This is a genomic window from Nonomuraea sp. NPDC049607 (genome assembly GCF_040675375.1).
GTDB lineage: Bacteria > Actinomycetota > Actinomycetes > Streptosporangiales > Streptosporangiaceae > Nonomuraea.
The window spans coordinates 14,367-40,210 of record NZ_JBFAOV010000031.1 but is presented as its reverse complement, the minus strand read 5'-3'; the positions used below and the strand labels follow the sequence as shown (position 1 = coordinate 40,210).

General features: G+C 70.1%; 13 protein-coding genes. All 13 read left to right on the top strand.

From position 1 onward, the window contains the following. Positions 1-9 precede the first annotated feature (9 nt). The 13 genes from AB0J97_RS39640 to AB0J97_RS39580 all read left to right on the top strand — a co-directional run bounded on the left by AB0J97_RS39640 (position 10) and on the right by AB0J97_RS39580 (position 25,755). Entirely contained in the window at positions 10-9,303 is a 9,294-nt protein-coding gene (locus AB0J97_RS39640) for an amino acid adenylation domain-containing protein (RefSeq protein ID WP_364098884.1), read from the top strand. Beyond that, entirely contained in the window at positions 9,281-10,699 is a 1,419-nt protein-coding gene (locus AB0J97_RS39635) for an MFS transporter (RefSeq protein WP_364098882.1), read from the top strand. The genes AB0J97_RS39640 and AB0J97_RS39635 overlap by 23 nt, the downstream gene beginning before the upstream one ends. Then, positions 10,696-11,076: a DCC1-like thiol-disulfide oxidoreductase family protein gene (locus AB0J97_RS39630; protein WP_364098879.1), complete on the top strand. Its 381-nt coding sequence runs from the start codon at positions 10,696-10,698 to the stop codon at positions 11,074-11,076. Before AB0J97_RS39635 ends, AB0J97_RS39630 begins: the two co-directional genes overlap by 4 nt. 129 nt (positions 11,077-11,205) lie before the next feature. Next, positions 11,206-11,466, top strand: coding sequence for an acyl carrier protein (locus tag AB0J97_RS39625; protein WP_364098876.1), 261 nt, complete (start codon positions 11,206-11,208; stop codon positions 11,464-11,466). Between the two features lie 9 nt (positions 11,467-11,475). Then, a complete protein-coding gene (locus tag AB0J97_RS39620) occupies positions 11,476-12,213 on the top strand; it encodes a thioesterase domain-containing protein (protein WP_364098873.1) in 738 nt (245 codons plus the stop codon). Between the two features lie 36 nt (positions 12,214-12,249). Beyond that, on the top strand, positions 12,250-13,338 hold the full coding sequence (locus AB0J97_RS39615; RefSeq protein ID WP_364098870.1) for an EamA family transporter: 1,089 nt from the start codon (positions 12,250-12,252) through the stop codon (positions 13,336-13,338). 64 nt (positions 13,339-13,402) lie between these two features. After that, on the top strand, positions 13,403-14,122 hold the full coding sequence (locus tag AB0J97_RS39610) for an aspartate/glutamate racemase family protein (RefSeq protein ID WP_357700337.1): 720 nt from the start codon (positions 13,403-13,405) through the stop codon (positions 14,120-14,122). 26 nt (positions 14,123-14,148) lie between these two features. Then, a complete protein-coding gene (locus tag AB0J97_RS39605) occupies positions 14,149-16,008 on the top strand; it encodes a hypothetical protein (RefSeq protein ID WP_364098867.1) in 1,860 nt (619 codons plus the stop codon). 25 nt (positions 16,009-16,033) lie between these two features. Beyond that, on the top strand, positions 16,034-17,524 hold the full coding sequence (locus tag AB0J97_RS39600; protein ID WP_364098864.1) for an MFS transporter: 1,491 nt from the start codon (positions 16,034-16,036) through the stop codon (positions 17,522-17,524). Positions 17,525-17,574: 50 nt separating this feature from the next. Further along, a complete protein-coding gene (locus AB0J97_RS39595; RefSeq protein WP_364098861.1) occupies positions 17,575-23,790 on the top strand; it encodes an amino acid adenylation domain-containing protein in 6,216 nt (2,071 codons plus the stop codon). Between the two features lie 30 nt (positions 23,791-23,820). Then, complete coding sequence (locus AB0J97_RS39590) at positions 23,821-24,030, top strand: MbtH family protein (RefSeq protein ID WP_357700347.1); 210 nt, start codon at positions 23,821-23,823, stop codon at positions 24,028-24,030. Positions 24,031-24,101: 71 nt separating this feature from the next. Then, positions 24,102-25,181, top strand: coding sequence for a LuxR C-terminal-related transcriptional regulator (locus AB0J97_RS39585; protein WP_364098858.1), 1,080 nt, complete (start codon positions 24,102-24,104; stop codon positions 25,179-25,181). A gap of 193 nt (positions 25,182-25,374) precedes the next feature. Then, positions 25,375-25,755, top strand: coding sequence for a DUF5655 domain-containing protein (locus AB0J97_RS39580; protein WP_364098855.1), 381 nt, complete (start codon positions 25,375-25,377; stop codon positions 25,753-25,755). Positions 25,756-25,844 lie beyond the last annotated feature (89 nt).

Genomic DNA, 25,844 nt, shown 5'->3' with positions numbered 1-25,844 from the left:
GGCCCCGATATGTCCGGCGACTTGCCCATGACGACGACCGCGGCCGCCCAGGTGGAAGGTCCGCCGGTGGCCGACGACGGCGCCGCCCTCGCGGACACGTTGGCGGGCGCCCTCCTGCGCGCCGCGAGCGAGGCGCCGGACCACGGCGTGGTGATCGTCGCGCCCGACGGCCTGTCCAGCACCGTCCTCACCTATCCGGAGCTGCTCGAAGCCGCGCGTTCCGTGCTGGCCGGGCTGCTGCGGGCCGGCTGCGCGCCCGGGGACACGATCGTCCTGTACGGTCTGGACCTGGCGGACTACTTCCCCGCTCTGTGGGCCTGCCTGCTGGGCGGGCTCGTGCCGCTGCCCGTGGACGCGCGCCGTGACACGGCCTCCCGCACCCGATCGGTCGAACGGCTACGCGGTGCGTGTGACGTCCTCGGCCGTCCTCGCGTCCTGACCGACGCGGCCGGCGTCCGGACGCTGGCGGGCGAGGACGATCTGCGCCCGATCGACGTCGCCGAGTGCCGGGCGGCGGCCGTGACGGACCTGACGCCGCCGCCCGCGCCCGGCGGGGCGGACACGGCGTTGCTCATGCTGTCGTCCGGCAGCACGGGAAAGCCGAAGCTCATTCCCCTGACGCACGCGGGCCTCGTCGACTTCGCCGCCGGAAATCGGCACATGGTGGGCTGGGAGCAGCAGGAGAAGACGCTCAACTGGCTGCCCCTCGACCTCAGCGCGAGCCTGCTGCTCTACCACGTGCTGCCGGTGTTCCTGCGGATGACCAACGTCCACGTGCCGCCGGAGGTCGTCCTCGCCCGCCCGGTGCGCTGGTTCGACCTGATCTGCGCGCATGGGGCGCACCACGCGTGGGCGCCCACGTTCGCCTTCCGGCTGCTGTGCTCCGCGCTCGCGGGCGGCGGGGAGCGGCCCCGCTGGGATCTGAGGCACGTACGGACGATCGTGAGCGGCGGTGAGCAGATCACGGTACGCGCCGTCGACGACCTGCTCGACGCGCTGGCCCCGTACGGCCTGCCGCGCGACTGTTTCGTCCCGGCCTGGGGCATGACCGAGACCTGCACGGGCATCACGTTCGGCCGGTACGGCGAGCCGGGCGGCGTGCATCGGCTGCGTTCATCGAGCCTGCACGGCAGGGTCGCGCCGGCCGGGCCCGACGTGCCGCACGAGGAGTGCGCCTCCTACGTCGCACTCGGACGGCCCGCGCCGGGCTCGGCCATCCGCATCGTGGACGACCGGCAGCGGCTGCTCACGGAGGGCGAGATCGGCCATCTGCAGGTGCGCTCCCCACGGGTGACGCCCGGCTATCTCCACGACGACGAGGCGAACGCGCGGGCGTTCCCCGAAGGCCGAGGCGGGCCGGAGAGCTGGCTGGCCACGGGGGATCTGGCGTACGTCCTGGACGGTCGGCTCGTGATGGTCGGCCGGCACAAGGACGTCATCGTCATCAACGGCGAGAACCACTCGTGCACGGCGATCGAGGCGGTCGTCGAGACCGTCGACGGCGTCGCGCGGGGAGCCGTCGCGGCCTGCGGGGTACCCGACGAGGCGCTGGGCAGCGAACGGCTAGCGATCTTCTTCGCCTGCTCGCCCGGCGACCGCACGGCCGACGAGATCGCCGGCGACGTGGGACGGACCGTCGTCCGCCGGCTGGGCCTGTTCGCCCACCACCTCGTGCCCCTGGCGCCCGAGGACTTCCCGCGCACACCGGGCGGCAAGCTGCGACGCGCCGACCTGGCCGCGATGGTGCCCCGGGGACGGCCCTCGGAAAGACCTCCGCAGGACGCCACCGCGTCCCCGGAGCTGCTCCGCCTGCTGCGCTCGGAGGTCGCCTCGCTCGGCGTGGCCGTGGATCCGGGGGGCGCCGACGACCACCGGCCCTTCCACGAGTTCGGCCTGACCTCGGTCTCGATCGTGCGCCTGCACGCGCGCCTCGACGAGGTGCTCGGGCGCGAGCTGCCCGTCCACGCCCTCTTCGAGCACCCGTCGATCGCCGAACTGGCGGCGTTCCTCGACCGGCGCACGAGCGAGCCGGACCGCGGCACGAGGCGGCCGTCCGCCCCGGACCCGCGGATGGCCGTCATCGGGATCGGGCTCAGGTTCCCGGGAGCCCGCACGGCCGGGGAGTACTGGGAGAACCTGCGCCGGGGAAAGGACTGCACGACGGCCTCTCCCGGACTGACGCGCCGTGGAATGCTCGACGACGTCTTCGCGTTCGAGCCCCGGTTCTTCGGCATGAGCCCGAAGGAGGCCACCCTCACCCATCCCGGGCACCGGCTGTTCCTGGAATGCGCCTACGAGGCGCTGGAGGGGGCGGGATACGCCGCCGATGGCGCGGACGCCCGCGTCGGAGTGTTCGCCGGTGAGGGGATGACCCTGCTCGGGTACCAGTCGCCCGCCTCGGGCGGCCGGCCGGCCGGAGGGCTCACGGACGCCATGCAGGCCGCGATCGGCAGGCAGAGCGACTTCCTGGCCTCGACCGTCTCGTTCCGGCTCGGCCTCACCGGGCCGGCGATCGGCGTCCAGACGGCCTGCTCGACGTCTCTCACCGCCGTGCACCTCGCGATCCAGGCGTTACGCGCCGGCGATGCCGACATGGCGCTGGCCGGCGCGGCGGCGATCAACCTGCCGCAGGACTCGCGGTACGTCCACCACCCCGAGTCCGTGCTCTCCCCGACCGGGATGTGCCGGCCGTTCGACGCCGGGGCGGACGGCACCGTCCCGGGAAACGGGGTCGGCGTCGTCCTGCTCAAGCCCCTCGCGGCGGCGATCGAGGACGGAGATCCCGTACTCGCGGTGATCTCCGGCACGGCCGTCAACAACGACGGCCGGCGCAAGGCGGGTTTCACCGCCCCGAGCGTGCAGGGCCAGGTGGACGTCGTCCGCACCGCGCTGCGACGTGCCGGCCTCCGCGGCGACGACCTCGGCTATGTCGAGGCGCACGGCACGGGCACCCCGGTCGGCGACCCCATCGAGTTCGAGGCTCTCAGCCGGGCACTGCGCTCGGACTCGGGACGCGTGGGCTTCTGCGCGCTCGGATCGGTCAAATCGAGCGTCGGCCATCTCGACACGTGCTCGGGCATCGCCGGCCTGATCAAGGTCGTGCTGATGCTCGGGCACCGCGAACTGGTGCCCACACCCAACCTCTCGACGCCCCATCCGGCGCTGAGCCTGGGAAGCAGCCCCTTGACCCTGGCCGCCTCGCCCCGGCCGGTGCCCTGGACGCCCGAAGGCTCGCAGCCGCTGCGTGCCGGGGTGAACTCGCTCGGCGTGGGCGGCACCAACGCCTTCGTGGTCGTGGAGGAGCCGCCCGCGCGCGTCCTCTCCACGTCAGGTGAGCGCTCCTACCCGGTGCCGCTGTCAGGGCGTACCGAGGAGGCGGTCCGCCGGACGGCGGCCCGGATCGCGGACTGGCTGGTCCGGCATCCGGACGTGACCGTGCCCGACGTGGTGGCCTCGCTGGCGCGCCGTCCCGCCTTCGAGGTACGCGCCGCCGTGGTCGCCGCGTCCGTGGCGGAACTCGTGCCTTCCCTACGCGCCTGCCAGGTCCCGGCAGCCGGTTCCGCGCCGCCGCGGGACGGCTCGCTGGCCTTCGTCTTCTCGGGACAGGGCAACGCCCACCACGGCATGGCGCGTGACCTCCACGCGTCGTTGCCGGTGTTCCGGAGCGTGCTCGACGAGTGCGAGCAGGCCCACCTGGAACACACAGGCGTCAGCCTCTCGGACGCGCTGCTCGGCCGGCGGGGAACCGGCCCGCTTCCCAACGACCTCGCGCAACCGGCGTCGTTCGCCTTCCAGGTCGCGCTCGCCGCCCAGCTTCGCGACTGGGGCGTGGAGCCGGAGTACGTGTGCGGGCACAGCCTCGGCGAGATCTCCGCGCTGTGCGTGGGCGGCGCCCTTTCCGTCCGCGAGGGCGTGCTGCTGACCGCGCGGCGCGGCCGGCTGATGGAATCGTCCGTCGCGGAAGGCGGCATGCTGGCCGTACGCGGGGACGCGGCGCTGATCGAGCGTCTCGCCCGCGACAGCGGGCTGGAGATCGCGGCGCACAACGGAGCTCGTGAGTTCGTGCTCTCCGGCACCGTCACGGCGGTCCGGCGCTGCGAACGGCTCCTGACGGAGGCGGAACTGGACTGGCGCCGCCTGGAGGTGAACCGGGCGTTTCACTCGGCCCTGCTCGACCCCATGCTGGAGGAGTGGGAGCGTGCCGTCTCCGCCCGCACACTGTCGCCGCTCAGGGTGCCGCTGGTCTCGTCGGTCGACGGCGCGGTGCTGCCCGCCGGTGACGCACCCGATCCCCGCTACCTCGTACGACAGGCGCGGAACGCGGTGCGCTACGACCGGGCCGTGTCCTCGCTGCGGGACTCCGGATGCCGGTCATTCCTGGAGATCGGCCCGAGAGACGAGCTCGCCGCTCTCGGGCGCCGGCTGACGCCGGACCTGGACTGGTCGTCGGCGCAGCGACGTGGGACGGAACCACTCAAGGCGCTCGCGCTCGCCGTGGGCGAGCTGCACGTGGCGGGACGCCCGGTGGCGTGGAGCCGGGTCGCCGCGGAAGGCCGGCGTGCCGCCCTGCCGGGCCATCCCTTTCAGCGCACGGACATCCCCTACACCGGGCACGAGGAGAAGGTAGCTGTGAACGGTCCTCTCACCATCATCCGGTCGTTGACGGCGGAGCGGCTCGGCCTCGCCCCCGGCGACGTCGATGTGGACGCCACCTTCGTGGCGCTGGGCGGCGACTCGTTGTCGATGGTCTCGCTGACCAGGCAGGTCGCCAGGGAGTTCGGGGTACGCGTGCCGCTGCGCGCCCTGTTCGACGAGGCCGACACGCCACGCAAGCTCGCCGACTCCGTGACCGGAGGCGTCGATGTGGACGTCCCGCCGCCGCCCGCCCCCGGGAACGGGCCCGACGTCGCGGCGACCGAGCTCACCGATGTGTACGCGGCGCAGCTCAGGCTGGCCGAGGGCATGGTGGACAAGGTGACCGGGCTGATCGCACGGCAACTCGACGTGCTGGCCGCACGACCGGCGCCGCAGCCACCGGCTCAGGTCGTGCCCCCGGAGGCTCGGGCCGTGGCTCCACCGCCCGCCGCGGCCGTCCCCGTCACGACCGCTCCCGCACGGTCGCGGCCGGACGCCGCCGCGACGGAAGCGTGCGACTTCAGCCTCTACTTCTTCGGCAACTATCCAGATCAGGACGCGAACGCCAGATATGCCCACATCGTGAGCGCCGCGGAGTACGCCGACCGCCACGACTTCCACGCCCTGTGGATCCCCGAGCGCCATTTCCACTCCTTCGGCGGCCTGTTCCCCAACCCGTCGGTGCTGGCAGCCGCGCTGGCGACCCGCACGTCAAAGGTCCGGCTCCACGCCGGCTCCGTCGTCCTGCCGCTCCACGACCCGATCCGGGTCGCCGAGGAGTGGTCCATGGTCGACAACCTCTCGCAGGGGCGCGCCGGCCTCTGCGTGGCCTCGGGGTGGCACGCGAACGACTTCGCGCTGGCGCCGGCGAGTTACGCCGACCGCCGTGACCTGATGGTCGAGCGGCTCGGCACCGTGCGGCGGCTCTGGGCGGGCGAGAAGATCTCCGTCACCTCCGGCACGGGTGAGAGCATCGAGGTGGGGCTGTTCCCGCGTCCGGTTCAGCAGCGGCCTCCGCTCTACGTCGCCGTGGTCGGCAACCCGGACAGTTACCGCCGGGCGGCCGAGAACGATCTGGGCATCGTCACCAACCTCATGTCACAGAGCGTCGACCAGCTCGCGGCGAACATCGCCCGCTACCGGGACGCGCGGGCCGAGCATGGTCTCGATCCGGCCGCCGGCCGGGTCGTCGTCCTGATGCACACCTATGTCGGCGACGACCTGGACCGGGTCCGCCGGGAAGCGGCCGGGCCGTTCCGCGAGTATCTCCGGGCTTCGCTGCATCTGCTCGGCGACCTCGCCGGCAGCCTGGGCATCGAAGGGGACGTCACCCGGGCCGACCAGGCGGACGTGGAATACCTGCTCGACGAGGCGTACGAGCGCTACTGCCGCGACCGTGCGCTGATCGGCACTCCGGAGAGCTGCCGCCCGATCGCCGACTCGCTGATCGCCGCCGGCGTGGATGAGATCGCCTGCTTCGTCGACTTCGGGCTGCCCGGCGAGCAGATGCTCGCGGGGCTGCCGGGGATTTCCACCCTCCGGGCGCGGGCCGCCGCGCCACCCGCGCGGAAAGAGGTGGAGCAGCGGGCGCAACCTCCCGCTCCGGCCTCCCCGGCGCAGCGGCGGCTGTGGATCGTCGAGCAGATGTATCCCGGCCGTCACGACTACTGGGAGCCGAAGGGAATCCTGCTGGAGGGCGCGCTCGACGTCGAAGTGCTGCTCGACGCCCTGCGGCAGGTGATCGCCCGCCATCCGCAGCTACGCTCCCGGTTCCGGGAGGTCGACGGCCGGATTCAGCAGTCGTTCCACGCGCCGGGTCCGGTGCGGTGCCCTGTCGCGGACCTGACCGGCCGCACCGTGGAACAGGCGCACGCCGAGCTGGCGCGGGAGCTGCGCGGGCGGAGGCCGGATCTGTCCGAGGGGCCGCTGGTCCTCGCCACCCTGGCCGTGCTCGGTGAGGGCCGCCACTTGTTGTTCCTGCTGGCGCACCACATGGTCTTCGACTCCTTCTCCACCGGAGTGTTCGCCCGGGACCTCGCGGCCTTCTACCGGGCCTGGCCCGGTCGGCCCGCGGATCTTCCCGCGCTCGCCGCCTCGGTGGCAGCCCGTCCCGAGCACACCCCCGGCGATCTCGCCTTCTGGACCGGGGAGCTGGCCGGTGCCGAGGTCCTCGCCCTTCCGACCGATCGCGCCGTCGCGGGCTCTCACGTGGTTCAGGGCGCATGTCTGACCCGCGAGTTCGGTGACCGGCTGGCCGCGGGCGTCGAGTCGTATGCCCGCGATCACGGGGCCACGACGTTCATGGTGATCCTGAGCGCGCTCGGCGCGGTCTTCGCGCGGATGGCCGGCCAGGACGACTTCATGCTCGGCACGGCGGTGACCGACCGGCCGGAGGGCACCGAGCACCAGGTGGGCATGTTCATCAACACGTTGGCGCTGCGCATGGACGTGACGGGCGACCCGAGCTTCCCCCAGCTGGTACGGCGTGTCCGCGACCGGTGCGCACGCGCCTACGAGCACCAGAACGTCCCGTTCGACGACCTGGTGACCGCGCTCAACCCCGAGCGGGTCGCCGGCGCCAACCCCCTGTTCGACGTGATGATCGAGTACGAGAGGGCGACCGGTCTCGACTTCGACCCGCCGCGCGTGCGCGCCGAGATCGTGGACGCCCCGGCGGACCGGGCGCCGTTCGCCCTCACCTTCTACCTGACCAGGCACGAGACCGGACTGCGGTGCGCGGTCGAGTACGACTCGGCGCTGTTCGACGCGTCCACGGTGGCACGCGTCCTGGACTACACCCGTGAGGTGCTCGACCGGGCGCTGACCGACGGCGCGGCGCCGCTGTCCGCGCTCACCCGGCTCACGGCGGCCGACCGCGACGTCCTGGAGGCTCGCCAGGCTCCGGCGAAGGCGCCCGAGCCGCCCTTGTGCCTGCACCACCTCGTCGAGGAGCAGGCCCGGCGCACCCCGGAGGCGACGGCGATCGTCGGCGACGAGGGACGGCTCACCTATCGGGAGCTCGACGAGGCCGCGAACGCCCTGGCCGGCGCCCTGGCGGAGCGGGGCCTCGGCCGAGGGGACCGGGCAGCCGTCCGCATGGCTCCGGGCGCGAATCTGATCATCACGCTTCTCGCCGTGCTCAAGGCCGGCGCCGCGTACGTCCCGCTGGACGTCTCACTGCCGAAGAGCCGCATCGACTTCTGCCTGGAGGACAGCAAGGCGGCTCTGCTGGTCGTGGACGAAGGCTTCGCCGGTTCTCCATGGGAGCCGACGTTCGTGGTCGACGACACCGTCCGCACCTCGTTCGCCGCGGAACCGCCGCGGGTGTCCAGCACGCCGGAGGACATCGCCTACTGCGTCTACACCTCCGGCTCCACCGGCAGGCCGAAGGCGGTGCAGGTGCCGCACCGCGGCCCGGTGAACCTGGCGCGCTGGCAACTGCGCAACCATTCGCCGCTGCGCACCCTGCAATGGACCTCCGTCGCCTTCGACGTCAGCGTGCAGGAGATCTTCGGGACCCTCGCCTCCGGGGCGGCACTGGTCGTCGTGCCGGAAGGCGTGCGCGGCGACGCGCAGGCGCTGGGCGCCGCTCTGAACCGGCACGCCGTGCAGCGGCTCCACCTGCCCTGCACGGCCCTGAAACACCTGGCCGAGTGCGATCTGAAGGCGCCGTCCCTGCGCGAGGTCCTCAGCGCGGGCGAACCGCTCACCGTCACCGCCGCGCTGAGACGGTTCCTCGACGCGCATCCGGGCGTCCGGCTGTTCAACCAGTACGGCCCGACCGAGACCTCCGTGATCGTCACCAGTCACGAGGTCACCGACCTCGACAGCCCGCTCGTGCCGATCGGCCGGCCCATCGACAACGTGCGCGTCCAAGTCATGGACGGCAACGGGCAGGAGGTGCCGATCGGCGCGATCGGCGAGCTGTACGTCGGCGGGGCGGCCGTCGCCCACGGGTACCTCGACGATCTCGCCCTCACGAAGAGGCGCTTCCTGCCCGGCGCCGAAGGGCCGGTCTACCGCACGGGCGACCTCGTACGGTGGCGTGCCGACGGCGATCTGGAGTTCCACGGCCGTCAGGACCAGCAGGTGAAGATCCGCGGCCACCGGGTCGAGCCCGGGGAGACCGAATGGGCGCTCGGGCGGCTGGCCGAGGTCCAGAACTGCGCGGTGCTCGTACGCCCCGACGCCTCCGGCGATCCGCAGCTGGTCGCCTACGTGGTGATCGAGCCCGGGACGTTCTCGCAGGAGCGGCCGTGGAACGTCGAGCTGCGCGACAGCCTGCGCGCGCTGCTGCCGTCGTATCTCGTGCCGGACAAGTGGATACGCGTGGACGAGCTGCCGATGAACGCCAACAGGAAGTTGTCCCCCGCCGACCTCCCCGACCCTGTGGAGGAGGACGGGGCAGCCGACGGGGACAAGCCCGTCACCGCCGTGGAGGAGGCGCTGCACGAGATCTGGTGCGCCGAGCTGGAACTCCGCGCGATGCCGGTGACCCGGTCCTTCTTCGACGCCGGGGGCAACTCGCTGAAGGCGCTGCGGGTCATCACGTTGATGCGGGAGCGGTTCGGCTACCAGTATCCGCTGGCCGACTTCATGGCCGAGCCGGACATCCGATCGGTGGCCGGCCGCCTGGAGGTGGCGAATGACGTCGCCGCCGTCCACTGACAGCCCACCTCGTGAGGCGCGGAGCAGGGCGTTCATACCGTCGCTCACCCTGTCGGGCTTCACCGTCTCGCTCATCAACATCCTGCCGGTGCCGCTGCTGCCGAGCCTGCCGGAGATGCTGGGCACCACGCCGGCGTCCGTGTACTGGACGGTGACGGCGACGCTGCTGGTCGCCGCCGTGTCCACGCCGATCTGCGGGCGCCTGGGCGACATGCTGGGCAAACGCCGGGTGCTGCTGTACTGCCTGGGCCTGATGGTCGTCGGCTCGGTGATCTGCGGCTGCGCCGGCTCCGCGGCGACGCTGATCGGCGGACGCGCCCTGCAGGGCTGCGCGGCGGGGGCGCTGCCTCTCGGGCTGAGCATCATGCGGGACCAGCTTCCGGCGCGGCGGCTCGGGCGGGGACTCGCCGCCATGAGCGCCTCGGTCGGGCTCGGCGGGACCGTCGGGTTCCCGCTGGCGGCGTTCATCTCCGAGCACGCGGACTGGCATGCGCTGTTCTGGCTGGTGGTCGCCTTGGGCGTGGTCCAGGTGTCGCTGGTCGCGTTCTTCGTGCCCGAGAGCGGCATCCGGCACGGCGGGCGTTTCGACTGGATCGGCGCCACCTCGTTGTCGGCCGGGCTGGTGTGCGTTCTCGTGGCCCTGTCGAAGGGCCACGACTGGGGGTGGACGAGCCCCGCCATCCTGGGCGCCGCCGTCGTGGGCACGGTCGTCATCGCCTGCTGGGCGCGGTACGAGTCACGCGTCGGCCAGCCGCTCGTCAACCTGCGCACCCTGCGCGCTCTGCCGATGCTCCTGACCAACGTGGTCACGTTGCTGGTCGGCTTCGCGATGTTCGTGCTGTCCCTCGTGGTGCCCCAGATGTTGCAGGCACCGCCGGGTACGGGGTACGGCGCGGCGTGGTCCATGGTCGAGGCGGGGCTCGCGCTCGCTCCGGCCGGGATCGCGATGGTGGCCGTCGCCCCGGTGTCCACGCGGATCGTCGTCAGGTTGCGGAGCAGGGGCGTGCTCCTGCTCGGTTGCGGAGTCGTCGGCACCGGCTACGCGCTGATCATCCCGCTGTCGGGATCGTCCTGGATCGTTCTCGCCCCTGCCGTCGTCGGCGTCGGGCTGGGCCTGGCATTCTTCGCCATGCCCGCCATCATCGCCGCGACCGCCCCCGCTGCCGAGATAGCCGCGGCCAACGGGTTCAACACCCTCGTCCGGCAGCTCGGCGCCGCGCTCTCCAGCGCGTTGACGAGTGCCGTCTTCGCCAACTACAACGCCCGAGTCCCGGTGGGCGGCGTCGTGCACCTCTACCCGTCGCGTACCGGCCTGACGATCGCCCTGCTGGCCGCCTGCGCCGCCTGCGCCGTGGCCGCGGTGGTCACGACCTGCATTCCGAGGGATGTGTCATGAACGACCGGCTCCAAGACCCGCGGGGGACGCTCATCTTCGACGGCGACTGCGGCTTCTGCACCTCGGTGGTGCGGCTGCTGTCGCGGCACGTCGCACCTGGCGTCGACTACCGTCCCTGGCAGCGAGAGGACCTCGACGCGCTGGCGCTCACGGTCGAGCAGGTGACGCGCGAGGTGTGGTGGCTGCACCCGGCCGAGACCCGCGCCGGGGGCGCGCGGGCGTTCGCCAGAGTCCTGCGGCACGGACGTCGGCCGTGGCCGATCGCCGGACGGCTGATGGAGCTGCGGCCGATCGCCGCTCCGGCCGCTCTCGTCTATCGCTGGATCGCGCGCAACAGGAGCAGGCTGCCCGGCGGCACCCCCGCCTGCCGGTTGTAAGGCCGTCGCCCCTCTTCGTGAGGGGGCGGGAGTTGCCTTCGTTCTGCCGATGGAACTACCCATCGAATCGTCCGGTGCTGCCTAAAGTGTTCATCGATGAAGCCGCCCCGCATTTGGACGAAGTGACCCATGGAAAACGAACGGCAGCAGGCATTGTCGAGGATATTCGCGGACGTGCTGGAGGTGGCCGAGGTCGGAGCGGACGACAACTTCTTCGACCTCGGCGGAAACTCCATCATGGCCATGAAGATCGTCAATCGGGTGCGTGACGAACTCGACGGGAAAGTGACGGCCCGCCTCTTCTACCGGTGGCCGACGATTGCCGGGCTCGACCAGAACGTGGAATTCGGGGTGGCGCCCGGTGACCCGATGACACGTTATCCGGAATAGGAGCGCGACATGACGCGTATATCGATCATCAAGCATGAGCGTTCGCCCGCTCCTGAAACTCGGCTCTTCTGTTTTCCGCACATCGCGGGCGGCCCGGCCATGTTCGCGAGCTGGGCCGAGGCGTTGCCGCCGGAGATCGAGCTGTGCGTGCCTCTGCTCCCCGGCAGGGAGCGGAGTTTCGGCCGGGCGCCGTTCACCGACATCGAGGACCTGTGCGCGGCGCTGCACGAGGCGGTCGGCCCTGCCATGGACATTCCGTCGGTCTTCTTCGGCGACTGTCTCGGCGCGCTGGTGGCCTTCCGGCTCGCACAGCGGCTCCAGGCCGCCGGGAAGACCGGCCCGCGCATGTTGATCGTGCAGGGTGTGGGCGCGCCCCAGACACTCGCGGAGACGGAAATGGGATATCCGCCGTCCGACGCGGCCACCGGTGAGCTGGTGGACTACCTGAAGCGGGCCGGCGACACCGATTCCGCGTTGCTGGACGACCCGGACTGGGTGGAGATCCTGGAGCCGGCGCTCCGCGGGGATCTGGCCATCGCGGAGAGCTTCCGTCACCACGCCGCCCCGCCGCTGACCGTACCGATCTCCGTCGTCGTACGTGACCAGGCCAGAGCGACGATCGCCGACTTCTCCCTGTGGGCCGGCCTGACCGACTCGGAGTTCACCCTGCGCGTGCTGCCTCCCGGCCCCCGGGAATGGGAGCGGACCGCCGCGGCGGTGGGTCGCCAGATTTCCCGGACGAGCTAGTCGAAGGGCTGTCCAGTGCATCATCGAGTGCGGGCCGTGGGCCTGATCATGGCCTTGACCTCCGCCTGTTGCTTCGGCTTCGCCGGGGTCGCGGCGAAGGCCCTCGGTCATGTCGGCCTGGGATCGCTGCAGGCGGTGTGGATTCGGCTGCTCATAGGTTCCTGCCTGCTCGTGCCGTTCGTGCTCCTGCGGCGGCGGGACGCTCTGCGCGTCCCCCGGTCGGTGCTGCCGGCCATGGCCGCGTACGGTCTGCTGGCGGTGGCCGGCGCGCAGGGCATGTTCTTCGCCGCGCTTTCCCGGATACCGGTGGGCATCGCCCTTCTGATCGTCTATCTGGCGCCCGTCCTCGTACTGCTCTGGGTGCGCGTCATGTGGCGGCGGAGGATCTCCTCGCACGCCGTTCTCGGCGCCGTTCTGGTGACGATGGGACTGGCGTCGGTCGTGCAGGTGCGGGCGGGTGCGGGACTCGACCCGCTCGGCCTCTTGTTCGCTCTGTCCGCCGCCTGCTGTCTTGCCACGTATTTCCTGCTCAGTGAATCGCTGGCCGGAGTCGACGTGCTCGGCCTGCTGGTCTGGGGGCTCGGTGGCGGCGCCCTCGTCCTGACCCCCGTGGCCGCGCCATGGAACATCCGCTGGGCGGCATTCCTGGAGGACGTACCGGTCGGCGGCTGGCAGGTACCCGTTGTCGGCGTGCTCGCGTGGCTGGTGCTGGTGAGCACGATCGCGGCCTACCTCACGGGCATGGGCGCGGTCAGGCGCCTGTCGTCCCCGCTGGCCAGCGTTCTCGCCAGCCTTGAGGTCCTGGTGGCGGCCGTGGTGGCACTGATAGCGCTGGACGAGCGGCTGTCGTTCGTGCAGTGGTGCGGCATGTTTCTCGTGCTCGCCGGTTCGTTCCTGTCCAACCGGGCCGCGAAAGAAGGTGGGGGGAAGCCGGGGCGGAGCCGTCCGGACGATGCCGAAGGGCCGCGTGCGGTCGTGGACGCCGACCCGGTCGCACGCCCGGCGGCACTCGGCCGTCACGCCGTCACCGTCTCCCGTACCGGCTTCGACGACCCCGCGCAGCGCCTTGTCACGGAGCTTCAGCCGCGCCTCCTGCACCCGACGCGGCAGCACGGCGAACACTGACCTCTCGTCCGCGCGACACCGTCCTCCAGGCTGCCGCCCCGACTATGTAACGGAATGGAGTCATATGCGTACCATCGGTCTTATTGGTGGGCTGAGCTGGGAGTCCACTGCGATCTACTACCAGATCATCAACCAGGAGGTCCGTGCCAGGCTGGGCGGAACCCACTCCGCGCGCAGTCTCATCTGGTCCTTCGAGTTCAGCAGCTGCGAGGAGCTCATCTTCGCCGGACGCTGGGACGAGGTCGGCGCCCTGCTCGGCGACGCCGGGCGGAAGCTGGAGGGCCTGGGCGCCGACACGCTGCTCATCTGCAGCAACACCTTCCATCGTGTCGCCGGGCAGGTCGCGCGGTCGGTGACCGTCCCGGTGCTGCACATCGCGGACGCCGTGGGCGCGGAGGTCCGCAACCGGGGAATGCGGAAGATCGGCCTCCTGGGCACCCGCTTCACCATGGAGGGGTCGTTCTACCGGGACCGCCTGGCCGCCAACGGCTTCGAGGTGGTCGTGCCGGAGTACGAGCAGCGGCTGGTCGTCGAACGTGTGATCTTCGACGAGCTGGTCCGGGGGGTGCTCAAGGAATCCTCCAGGGAGGTCTTCGGGCAGATCGTCGCCGACCTCGCGGCGAGGGGCGCGGAGGGCGTCATCCTCGGCTGCACCGAGATCGAGCTGCTGATCAGCGAGAAGGACACCAGCATCCCGGTGTTCCCCAGCGCCCGCCTGCACGCGGAGGCGGCCGTGGACTTCGCCCTGCACGCGGCCCGATTCGACGGCGCGTCAGCCGCTTGACGCACGGAAGGCAGGAGGTGGCTCGGATGAGCAGTCGCGAGGAGTCCGCGATCGTCGTGTCGACCGGGGACGCCCTGGTCTCCCGGTCCCGGTCCTGGGCTCCGGGCCGGCCCTTCCCGGTGCTGGACGGACCGAGTGTGGAGCGCTACCGGAGCGTGCTCCTGCGTCGCGGACGCCCGGAGTGGCCGGCGATCGACGGCAGCCCGCGGGACGGCGTCGTGTTGTCCGTGGGCGGCGAGGAGAGCGAGGCGGCGGCGGTCCTGCTGGCCAGGGCGACGGACAGGCCGCATGCCCACCTTGGCCTGAGTGAGCTCGCCGGGGCGATCGGCCGCCACGCGGACGAGCCGATCGCGCTGGTCGGCCTCGTCGACGACTTCGCCGCCCTGGGGGACTGGCCCGGCTGTCTGGCGCCGCGCCTCGGTGTCGTGACCGCCAGAGACGCCTCCTCGCTGAGTTGCCTGGTGTACCGGACGCTCACCCTTCATGCCCTGGGCCAGGCGCGCGACTTCACGATCCTGCATCCGGAGGACGAGGAGGCCGACAGCGCCGACGCGGTCGCGTGGGACGAACTCCTCTCGCTGAAGGACGAGCCGGTGCGTCTTCTGGCGATGCGCACCCATGGCATGGAGTGCGGCGCGAACCTGCCTGACGCGATCCTGTGCGGCAGATCCGACTACCTGGGGAAACCCCTTCCCGTGTTGAACGGGGAGCACCGCGCCGTGTCATGCCTCAGAGGAGCCGGTTGTTACCGCAAGGACCTCAAGGACGAGCAGCGCCTCCCCGTCGCCGACCTCGACGCCAGCGTGGTCCTCGCGCAGAGCTGCATGTCGGTGGCGGTCGGCAACAACGTCTTCCCCGGCGATGTCGGGTTCGGCGTGGGCTTCATGGCCGGCACGGCGGTCGCGGTCATCGGCACGATCGGCAAGCACCTCGACGACGCCGGCTTCATGCACGAGATGCGAGCCGGCCTGGCCGCCGGAGGCTCGCTCGGCCACGTTCTGGAGCAGGTCAACGAGCAGGCCATGCTCGTGGGAGGGGAGATGTCGCGGTTCGGGCTGCTGGGCGACCCTACGCTCGTGCTGAACCCCGACGCCGCGCCGGAGCCTCGTCGGCGGCGGGCCCTTCCGGACGAGCGCGACAACCGGGGGCTGGCTGAGCTGGCCTACATCAACACAGAGGTCATTCCCCGGCTGCTGCGGCTGCGCTGGCTCGACGTCGGGGTGCCGGAGGGAAGGATCGCCGAGCTGCGCAGGGGGATCAAGGCCGCGGCCGGTGGTCGGCGTACCGCCCCTCCGGAGACGGAGCTGGTCGCGGTGGCAGGGCAACTGGCGGCGGTTCAGGCCGAGGTCGCGACGTCGTTGATCCAGCAGATCCAGTCCTCTTGGTGGCATTTCACGCAAACCGCTCTGCCTGCTTTCGACAAGGTGAGCGAGGAGCCTCAGCGCTGTCCGAAGTGCAAGCTGGACAGCGCCTTCCTGGCCACGTTCGCGCATCGCATCGAGCCCGAGCTGAGGATCTCCACGGTTCAGTGCCGGCGGTGCGGAGACCTGTGGTGGTCCACCTCCGGCTCCACCGTCGCCTGGGAGGCCGAGCACGTCGTCTGGCTCAGGCATGACCGGCCCCGTGAGCTGACGGCCACCGTGTCCAACCACACGGGCAGGAGGCTCGCGGGCATGGTGGGCTTCGCGATCTCGGCCGGGAATTTCCTGAACCTGCCGGCGGGCTGGTCGGCGCGGTGCGACCTCGACCCCGGCGAGTCCCAGGACATCCCCTGGACCGTGACGGCCGCCTCAGGGGTCGTGCCGCACGAATACGAGGGCTGGTGTGTGCGGCTCTTCGACGGGGTCTACAGCGCGTCGACCATGCAGATGGAAGTGCTGCCGTAATCCGGACGCCGGAGGAAGGAGCAGGATGGCTCGCGATTCTCGACGCTGGGGGATCCTCGGCGTTCTGTGCCTGTGCGTATGGATTCTCGTCATGGACAACACCGTGCTCAACCTGGCGGTGCCCGTCCTCATGGGCGACCTCGGCGCGGGGCCGGACGACGTCCAGTGGATCATCAACGCCTACGCCCTGGCCTTCGCCGGAATGCTGCTCACCTCCGGAAGCCTGTCCGACAGGTACGGGCGCAGGCGGTTCCTCATCCTCGGCCTGGTCGTGTTCGGCGGCGCCTCACTGGTCGCGTCACTGTCGGCCGAGCCCTGGCACCTGATCGCCGCGCGGGCCTTCATGGGGCTGGGCGGTGCGATGCTGATGCCGAGCACCCTGTCCATCCTGGTCAACGTCTTCGACGCCGGGGAACGCCGCAAGGCGTTCGCGGCGTGGAGCGCGGCGGCCATGATGGGGCTCATCGTCGGGCCGCTGGTCGGCGGATTCGTGCTGGAACACGCGCCCTGGGGCATGATCTTCCTGCTCAACCTGCCCGTCGCCGGGCTGGTCATCGCCGTTGCGGTCCGGCTCGTACCCGAGTCCAAGGGGCCCGCCCGCCGGCTCGACCCGGTCGGCGTGCTGTCATCGGCCCTGGGGATGACCGCCCTGATCTACGTGGTCATCTCGCTGCCGCGCGAGGGATGGGCGGCGCCGCGCTCACTCGTGGCGGCGCTGCTCGCCGTCGCCTCGCTGTCGGCGTTCATCTGGTGGGAGCGGCGCACGGATCATCCGATGCTCCCTCTGTCGCTGTTCCGCGACCGGCGCTTCAGCGGCGCGTCGCTCACGATCGTCCTGGTGGTCTTCGGCTCGGGCGCGCTGCTGCTCGTCCTCGCGCAGTACCTGCAGTTCGTACGGGGGATCAGCCCGGTCGCCGCCGGGCTGGACCTGCTGCCCTACGTCGTCGCGTCCGTGCTCGGCAATGTGGCGAGCGGGGCGCTGGGCAAGAGGATCAGCAACCAGTCCCTCATCGCCGCGGGGTTCGCCGGGGCGGCGGCGGGATTCGTCCTGCTGGCGTTCATCGACAGCGGCGCGGACGGGGGCCTGCTCCCCGCCGGCCTGGTGATCATGGGGGTCGGTGCGGGGCTGGCGAGCCCGGCCGCGTACACCTTGCTGATGGGGGTCGTGCCGGAGGAGCACGCCGGGGTCGGATCGGCTCTCAACGACACCGTTCAGCAACTGGGGATGGCCCTGAGCGTGGCGGTGCTGGGAAGCGTGCTGGCCTGGAAATACTCGTCCTCGATGCCGGCGGGTGCCCCGGCGGCGGCGAGGGAGTCCATCGCCGGCGCCCTGGACACGGGCGACGCCACGCTGGTCGCGGCGGCCAAGTCCGCGTTCCTGTCCGGGATGTCGCTCACCCTGGTGATCGGCGCCGCCTGTTGCGTGGTCGCGATGATCTCGGCGATGAGCGTTCTCAGATCTTCCTCCGCCGTGCCGATGCCTGATCCCGAGACCGGAGCCGTGCGGGCCCCGTAGCAGCCTTTTCTCGTCCGATTCACCTTTTACTCTGACGAACGGAGCTGGAAATGAACGAGGGCGCGATTCAGACCTTTGGTGGTTTGTTCGAGGGTGTGGCTGGGCGTTTTGGTGGTGAGGTGGCGTTGGTGGTGGGGGAGGTGGAGTTGTCGTATGGGGAGTTGAATGGGTGGGCTAATCGGTTGGCTCGGGTTTTGGTGGGTCGGGGTGTGGGGCCGGGGTGTGTGGTGGCGGTGGTGTTGCCGCGGTCGGTGGAGTTTGTGGTTGCGGTTTTGGCGGTGGTGAAGGCGGGGGGTGCTTTTTTGCCGGTGGATCCGTCGTATCCGGTGGAGCGGGTGGAGTTTATGGTGGCGGATTCGGGGGCGGGGTTGGTTATTCGGGATTTGGCTGATTTTCCGGTGGGGGGTTGTTCGTCGGCTGATTTGGTGGTGGGGGAGCGGTTGGGGGTTTTGGGGGTGGATGATCCGGCGTATGTGATTTATACGTCGGGGTCGACGGGGCGGCCTAAGGGTGTGGTGGTGTCGCATGCGGGTGCGGTGAATTTGGCTGCGGTGCAGGTGGCGCGTTTTGGTGTGGGGCCGGGGTGTCGGGTGTTGCAGTTTGCTTCGCCGAGTTTTGATGCGTCGGTGTTTGAGTTGTTGTGGGCTTTTGGTGGGGGTGGGGCGTTGGTGGTGTGTCCGGTGGGTGTGTTTGGTGGGGAGGAGTTGGGGCGGTTTTTGGTGGAGCAGCGGGTGAGTCATGGGTTGATTCCGCCGGCGGCGTTGGTGACGGTGCCGGAGATGGAGTTGGTGGATTTGCGGGTGTTGGTGGTGGGTGGTGAGGCGTGGGGTGGTGATTTGTTGCGGCGTTGGGTTGGGGGTCGTGCGTTGTTCAATGCGTATGGGCCGACGGAGACGTCGGTGGTGGCGACGTTGAGTGGGGTTTTGGGGGTGGTGGAGGGTGTGCCGCCGATGGGGCGGCCTTTGGAGAATTTGCGGGCGTTTGTGTTGGATGAGTGGTTGCGGCCGGTGCCGGTGGGGGTGGCGGGGGAGTTGTATGTGGCTGGGGTGGGTTTGGCGTTGGGGTATGTGAATCGGCCGGGGTTGACGGCGGAGCGGTTTGTGGCGTGTCCGTTTGTTTCGGGTGAGCGGATGTATCGCACGGGTGATGTGGTGCGGTGGCGGGTGGATGGGGATTTGGAGTTTGTTGGTCGGGTGGATGACCAGGTGAAGGTTCGTGGGGTGCGGATCGAGCTTGGTGAGGTGGAGGCGGTGGTGGCTGGGTTGCCGGGGGTGGCGCAGGTGGCGGTGGAGGTGCGTGAGGATCGGGTGGGGGATCGGCGGTTGGTGGCGTATGTGGTGCCGCGTGCTGGGGTGGGGCTGGATGGGGGGTGGGTGCGTCGGGGGGCGGCTGAGGGGTTGCCGAAGGCGATGGTGCCGTCGGCGGTGGTGGTTTTGGATCGGTTGCCGGTGACGGTGAATGGGAAGGTCGATCGGCGGGCGTTGCCGGTTCCGGATTATCGGGTGTCGGGGCGTGGGCCGGGGAGTGAGCGGGAGGAGTTGTTGTGTGGGTTGTTCGCCGAGGTGCTCGGGTTGGAGCGGGTCGGCGTCGACGACGACTTCTTCGACCTCGGTGGAGACTCACTCCTGGCCACGAGGCTGATCAGCCGCGTACGCGCCGAGCTGGGCACGGCGCTTTCCGTCAGAGCCGTCTTCGACCGGCCCACCGCCGCCGAACTGGCCCGAGGGCTCGCGCCTGACGCGACCTCGGGGCCCGTGCTGGCCCCGACCTCGCGTGCCGGGGCCGTGCCGCTGTCGTTCGCCCAGCAGCGGCTCTGGTTCCTGCACCGTCTGGAGGCGGACGCCGCGACGTACAACGTGCCGATCGCGCTGCGGATGAAGGGGCGGCTGGACGTGGGCGCGCTGGATGCGGCGTTGCGTGACGTCGTGGCCCGGCACGAGAGCCTTCGGACGATCTTCCCCGATCTCGACGGCGTCCCGGCCCAGCGGATCCTGAGCCCGGCCGAAGCCGGCCCGCGACTGGCCGAGGTCGCGGTGGAGGAGGCGTCGCTGGCCGAGGCGCTCAGGCGGGCGGCGACGCGCGGGTTCGACCTGTCGGCCGAGCCGCCGCTGCGCGCGTCCCTCTTCACGGTGTCCCCTGACGATCACGTGCTGTTGCTCGTCCTTCACCACATCGCCTGCGACGGCTGGTCGGTGGCTCCCCTCGTCCAGGACCTGTCCCACGCCTACGTCGCGCGCCGCCGCGGCGGCGACCCCGCCCAGGCGCCCCTGCCCGTGCAGTACGCCGACTACGCGCAGTGGCAGCACGAGCTGCTCGGCGGCGAGGACGACCCCGGCAGCCTGATCAGCAGGCAGCGGGAGTACTGGGCCGGCAAGCTGGCCGGCCTTCCCGAGGAGCTGACGCTCCCCGCTGATCGGCTCCGGCCGGAAGGCTCCGGCGGCCGAGGCGACGTGCTCCGGTTCGAGTGCGACGCCTCGGTGCATGCCGGCCTGCTGCGCCTGGCCAGGCAGAGCCGCGCCACGGTCTTCATGGTGGTGCACGCCGCCCTGTCGGCGCTGCTCACCCGGATGGGCGCGGGCACCGACGTCCCGGTGGGCACGGTGATCGCCGGCCGCACCGACGAAGCGCTGAACGATCTGGTCGGGTTCTTCGTCAACACCCTGGTGCTGCGCGTGGACACCGGCGGCGATCCCAGCTTCAGGGAGCTGGTGGCCCGGACGCGCGAGGTGGACCTGGAGGCCTACGCCCACCAGGACCTTCCGTTCGAGTATCTGGTGGAGATGCTCAACCCCGCGCGCGTGCTGGGACGGCATCCGCTCTTCCAGGTGATGCTGGCCTTCCAGAACAACGCCGCACCCCGTTCGAACCTGGACGGGCTCGCCGTCGAGACGGAAGTCCTCCCCACGGGCACCACCAAGTTCGACCTGTCGATGGAGGTGGCCGAACGGTTCGACGACGGCGGCCGGCCGGCGGGCCTGCACGGCACGCTGGAATACGCCGCCGACATGTTCGGCAGGCCCGCGGCGGACATGCTCCTCGCGCGGTTCTTGCGGGTCCTGGCGCAGGTGGCGGACGCCCCCGGCACGCCGATGAGCCGGCTCGACGTGCTGGACGCCGACGAATGGCGCCGCCTCGTGACCGATCAGAACGAGAACGAGCTCGCCGTTTCCGAGCAGACCTTTGGTGGTTTGTTCGAGGGTGTGGCTGGGCGTTTTGGTGGTGAGGTGGCGTTGGTGGTGGGGGAGGTGGAGTTGTCGTATGGGGAGTTGAATGGGTGGGCTAATCGGTTGGCTCGGGTTTTGGTGGGTCGGGGTGTGGGGCCGGGGTGTGTGGTGGCGGTGGTGTTGCCGCGGTCGGTGGAGTTTGTGGTTGCGGTTTTGGCGGTGGTGAAGGCGGGGGGTGCTTTTTTGCCGGTGGATCCGTCGTATCCGGTGGAGCGGGTGGAGTTTATGGTGGCGGATTCGGGGGCGGGGTTGGTTATTCGGGATTTGGCTGATTTTCCGGTGGGGGGTTGTTCGTCGGCTGATTTGGTGGTGGGGGAGCGGTTGGGGGTTTTGGGGGTGGATGATCCGGCGTATGTGATTTATACGTCGGGGTCGACGGGGCGGCCTAAGGGTGTGGTGGTGTCGCATGCGGGTGCGGTGAATTTGGCTGCGGTGCAGGTGGCGCGTTTTGGTGTGGGGCCGGGGTGTCGGGTGTTGCAGTTTGCTTCGCCGAGTTTTGATGCGTCGGTGTTTGAGTTGTTGTGGGCTTTTGGTGGGGGTGGGGCGTTGGTGGTGTGTCCGGTGGGTGTGTTTGGTGGGGAGGAGTTGGGGCGGTTTTTGGTGGAGCAGCGGGTGAGTCATGGGTTGATTCCGCCGGCGGCGTTGGTGACGGTGCCGGAGATGGAGTTGGTGGATTTGCGGGTGTTGGTGGTGGGTGGTGAGGCGTGGGGTGGTGATTTGTTGCGGCGTTGGGTTGGGGGTCGTGCGTTGTTCAATGCGTATGGGCCGACGGAGACGTCGGTGGTGGCGACGTTGAGTGGGGTTTTGGGGGTGGTGGAGGGTGTGCCGCCGATGGGGCGGCCTTTGGAGAATTTGCGGGCGTTTGTGTTGGATGAGTGGTTGCGGCCGGTGCCGGTGGGGGTGGCGGGGGAGTTGTATGTGGCTGGGGTGGGTTTGGCGTTGGGGTATGTGAATCGGCCGGGGTTGACGGCGGAGCGGTTTGTGGCGTGTCCGTTTGTTTCGGGTGAGCGGATGTATCGCACGGGTGATGTGGTGCGGTGGCGGGTGGATGGGGATTTGGAGTTTGTTGGTCGGGTGGATGACCAGGTGAAGGTTCGTGGGGTGCGGATCGAGCTTGGTGAGGTGGAGGCGGTGGTGGCTGGGTTGCCGGGGGTGGCGCAGGTGGCGGTGGTGGTGCGTGAGGATCGGGTGGGGGATCGGCGGTTGGTGGCGTATGTGGTGCCGCGTGCTGGGGTGGGGCTGGATGGGGGGTGGGTGCGTCGGGGGGCGGCTGAGGGGTTGCCGAAGGCGATGGTGCCGTCGGCGGTGGTGGTTTTGGATCGGTTGCCGGTGACGGTGAATGGGAAGGTCGATCGGCGGGCGTTGCCGGTTCCGGATTATCGGGTGTCGGGGCGTGGGCCGGGGAGTGAGCGGGAGGAGTTGTTGTGTGGGTTGTTCGCCGAGGTGCTCGGGTTGGAGCGGGTCGGCGTCGACGACAACTTCTTCGACCTCGGCGGCGATTCCATCATCGCGATCCAGCTGCTGGCCAGGATCAAGAAGGAAGGGCTGACGTTCAGTCCGCGGCAGTTGCTGCAACAGCAGACGGTGAGAGGGCTCGTCTCCCTCGTGGAGGACGCCGGCGAACCGTCGACGCCCTCCGCGGACGACGGGACGGGCCCCGTGACGCTCACACCGATCATGCACTGGCTTCGCGATCTCGGCGGATCCGTCGACGAGTTCAGCCAGAGCGTCGTCGTGACCGTGCCGGCCGATCTCGATCTCGATCACCTGCGCACCGCTGTGGGGCATGTCCGTAGACATCACGACGCGCTGCGACTGCAACTCTCGCAAGCCGGCGGCGCATGGTCACTCCGCGTGAATCCGCCGGACGGGCTTCCCGGCGAGTCCTGTGTCCGGCGGGTCGACGTGGCGGGACTCCCGGACGACGAGCTCGCGCGGACGATCACGGCACACCGGTCGGAAGCCGCCCGCCGCCTGGACGTCCGGGCCGGTGCCGTCGTCGAGATCGTCTGGTTCGCCGCGGGTCCGTCCCGCCCCGGCCGGTTGTTGATCATGGTCCACCACCTCGCGGTGGACGGGGTCTCGTGGCGCATCCTGCTCCCGGACCTGGCGGCCGCGTACGAGGCGGTCGGCGCCGGCCGGCCGGTGACCCTGCCACCCGTGGCCACCTCCTTCCGGCAGTGGGCCGAGAGGCTGCGCGCCGAGGCGGCGAGTCCGGCGCGGGAAGGGGAGCTGGAGCTCTGGCGCGACGTCCTGGAGACCGCCGACCCGCCGCTCGGCGGCGGTCACGACGCCGAGGCCGTCGCCACCGCGCGCCATCTGACACTGACCCTTTCCCCGGCGGCCACCCGCGACCTGCTGGCCAAGGTGCCCGCCGCCCTGGGGGGAAGGGTCAACGAGGCACTGCTCACAGCACTCGCGCTCGCCGTCGGACACTGGCCCGAACGCGGCGCCGCCGGCTCGGCCGTCCTGATCGACGTCGAGGGGCACGGGCGCGAGGAGATCGTCCCGGATGTGGATCTGTCACGCACGGTCGGCTGGTTCACCAGCATGTTCCCCGTCCGGCTCGACCCTGGCCAGGTGGACTGGGAGGCGGTGCGCGCCGGCGCGGCCGCGGTGGGAACCGCCTTCGAGCGGGTCAAGGAGCAACTGCGGGCGATCCCCGACAACGGCATCGGGTTCGGCCTGCTGCGCCATCTGAACGAACGGACCTCATCGAGCCTGGCCGGCCGTCCACGGCCGCGGATCGGCTTCAACTATCTCGGGCGGATCACGCTCGGCGACGAGGAGGAGAGCTGGGCCCTCGCTCCGGGCACGCAGGCCATCCAGGGCACGCGCGCCGCGGACCTGCCCCTGCCCCACCAGGTCGAGCTGAACGCCATCACCCAGGACTCGGCCGACGGGCCGCGGCTGGTGGCGATCTGGACCTGGGCCGCGGAGGCGGTCTCGGAAGAGGCCGTCCGATCACTGGCCGAGCGCTGGTTCCAGGCGCTGCGGGGGCTCGTCGCACATGCGTCCGCCGCCGAGGAGACGGATGCGTGAGGGTATCGGCACGACAACGGAGGAAGCGTGATGACCAATCCCTTCGAGGACCACGGCCGCGAGTACGAGGCTCTCGTCAACGCCGCCGGACAACATTCCCTGTGGCCGGTGGACATCGAGGTGCCCGATGGCTGGACGGTCACGTTCGGGCCCGGCGGACGTGCCGAATGCCTGGAGTTCATCGAGAACAACTGGAGCGATGGGCGCCTCTTCAGGAGAGGTGCGGAATCGGCGGGGTGAGTCGGGCCACCCTGCGCTACACCCGTTCCTGGAAAGGTGAGGGTCTGGTGAAAGATTCAACGATGTCGGACGTGCGCAACGGGCTGGCCTCGCTGCTCTACCGGACCGCGGGATCGCGGGCGACATGGGACGCGCCCTCCGTGGCGGCGGAGGTGGGTGCCGAGACAGTCGATATCGAGGCAGCCATCATGTGCCTGGAACAGCTCGGACTGCTCGTCCCTTCCACGCAGGCCACAACGGGATACATCATCGTAAATCCCGACGTGGCGCTCTCCCGGCTGCTCGACCTGGAGCGGAGTCTCGCGGCCAGCTACCACCGGCGGCTCGGTCATTTCCGCGAGGCGTTGCACATGCTGCTGCGGGACTTCTCGCCCGGCGAGCGGCACGGGAACGGCGTGAACGTCGAGTTGCTGCGAACCTCGACGGAGCTGAGCGAGTTCCTCGATCATCGATCCTCCCAGGTGAAGCAGCAGGAGCTGGCCATCCATCCCAGCGCGCCCGCGATCGACGCCACGAACGAGATGTTGTCGAGGACGGTGCGGGCCCTGTCCCGCGGCGTCAAGATGCGGGTCCTCTATTCCGATCATGTGGTGGCGCACCCCGTGATGCGTGACTACTGCATGGAGGTGATGCGTCACGGGGCGGACATCCGGGTCGGCGGTTATCTGCCGCTCGGCATGACCCTCATGGACGACGACCTGGCCCTGTTGCCCATCGACCCGCAGGACACCTCTCTCGGCGTCGTGGCCATCCACAGCATGGAGGTGGTCAGGTCCATGTACGCGGTGTTCGCATACCACTGGTCCGAGGCCGTCCCGATAGCGAACGTGCTGGATCACGCGGAATGCGTGGACAGAATCCTGTCCACCCAGGAAAGGGTGATCATCCGGATGCTCGCCATCGGCGCCAAGGACGAGGCGATCGCACGAAGGCTCAACGTATCGCCCAGGACGCTCAGCCGCGTGATCTCGACCCTGCTGGACCGCCTGGGCGTGGAGACCCGATTCCAGGCGGCCGTGAAGGTCACCAAGATGGGACTGCTGGCAAGAGAGCCCTTGGAGGGCACGTGGACCGAGCGGTCACGCCATGCGGCCTCGCGATCCGCCCGGGGCCCGCGTCCCCACCCCTCCGCGCAAGGCTTCGGCCCATGACGGCCGCGCCCCGGCCGGTCCCGGCCGGTGCGGGGCTCCGGGCCGGGCTCTGCGCGCATGCACCGCCGTACGGACCGGACCGTCCGCGCCGCAGCATGTCTGTGGCTGGAGCGTCGGCTGCATGGCCCGCGTCCCGATCAGTACGGCTCCGCAGTCCGAAAACTGTCGCCACCGCTTGCTAGTTTCTCGGTCCATGAGCCAGCGGACATGGACGATCGACGATCACCTTGAGGGCAAGCCCGACGCATCGGTAGCCCTGTACCACGAATTTGTCAGCCTGGTCGAGGCATGCGGGCCCTTCACGTACGCGGTGTCCAAGAGCATGATCACCGTCAAGGGCACACGTCGAGGATTCGCCGGAGCGAAGCCGGACACGCGGGGGCTCCGAGGGTACTTCGACATCCAGCGCACGATCGGCGACGACGCTCGTATCAGCAGCGTGTCCCCGTACACGAAGCGGTTGTACGTTCATACCTTCCGGATCTCTGATCTCGCCGAGCTTGACGAGGGGTTCGCCGGCTGGATCCGCGAGGCGTACGAAGTGGGTCAAGGCGGACACCTGGGAGCTTCATGAGCAGGCCGGCCTCGACACGAGGTGTGAAGTGATCGTCGGGCAACCCACTTCTCGCTCGACGGCGGTGCTCGTGTCCCCGCAGCCGTCGG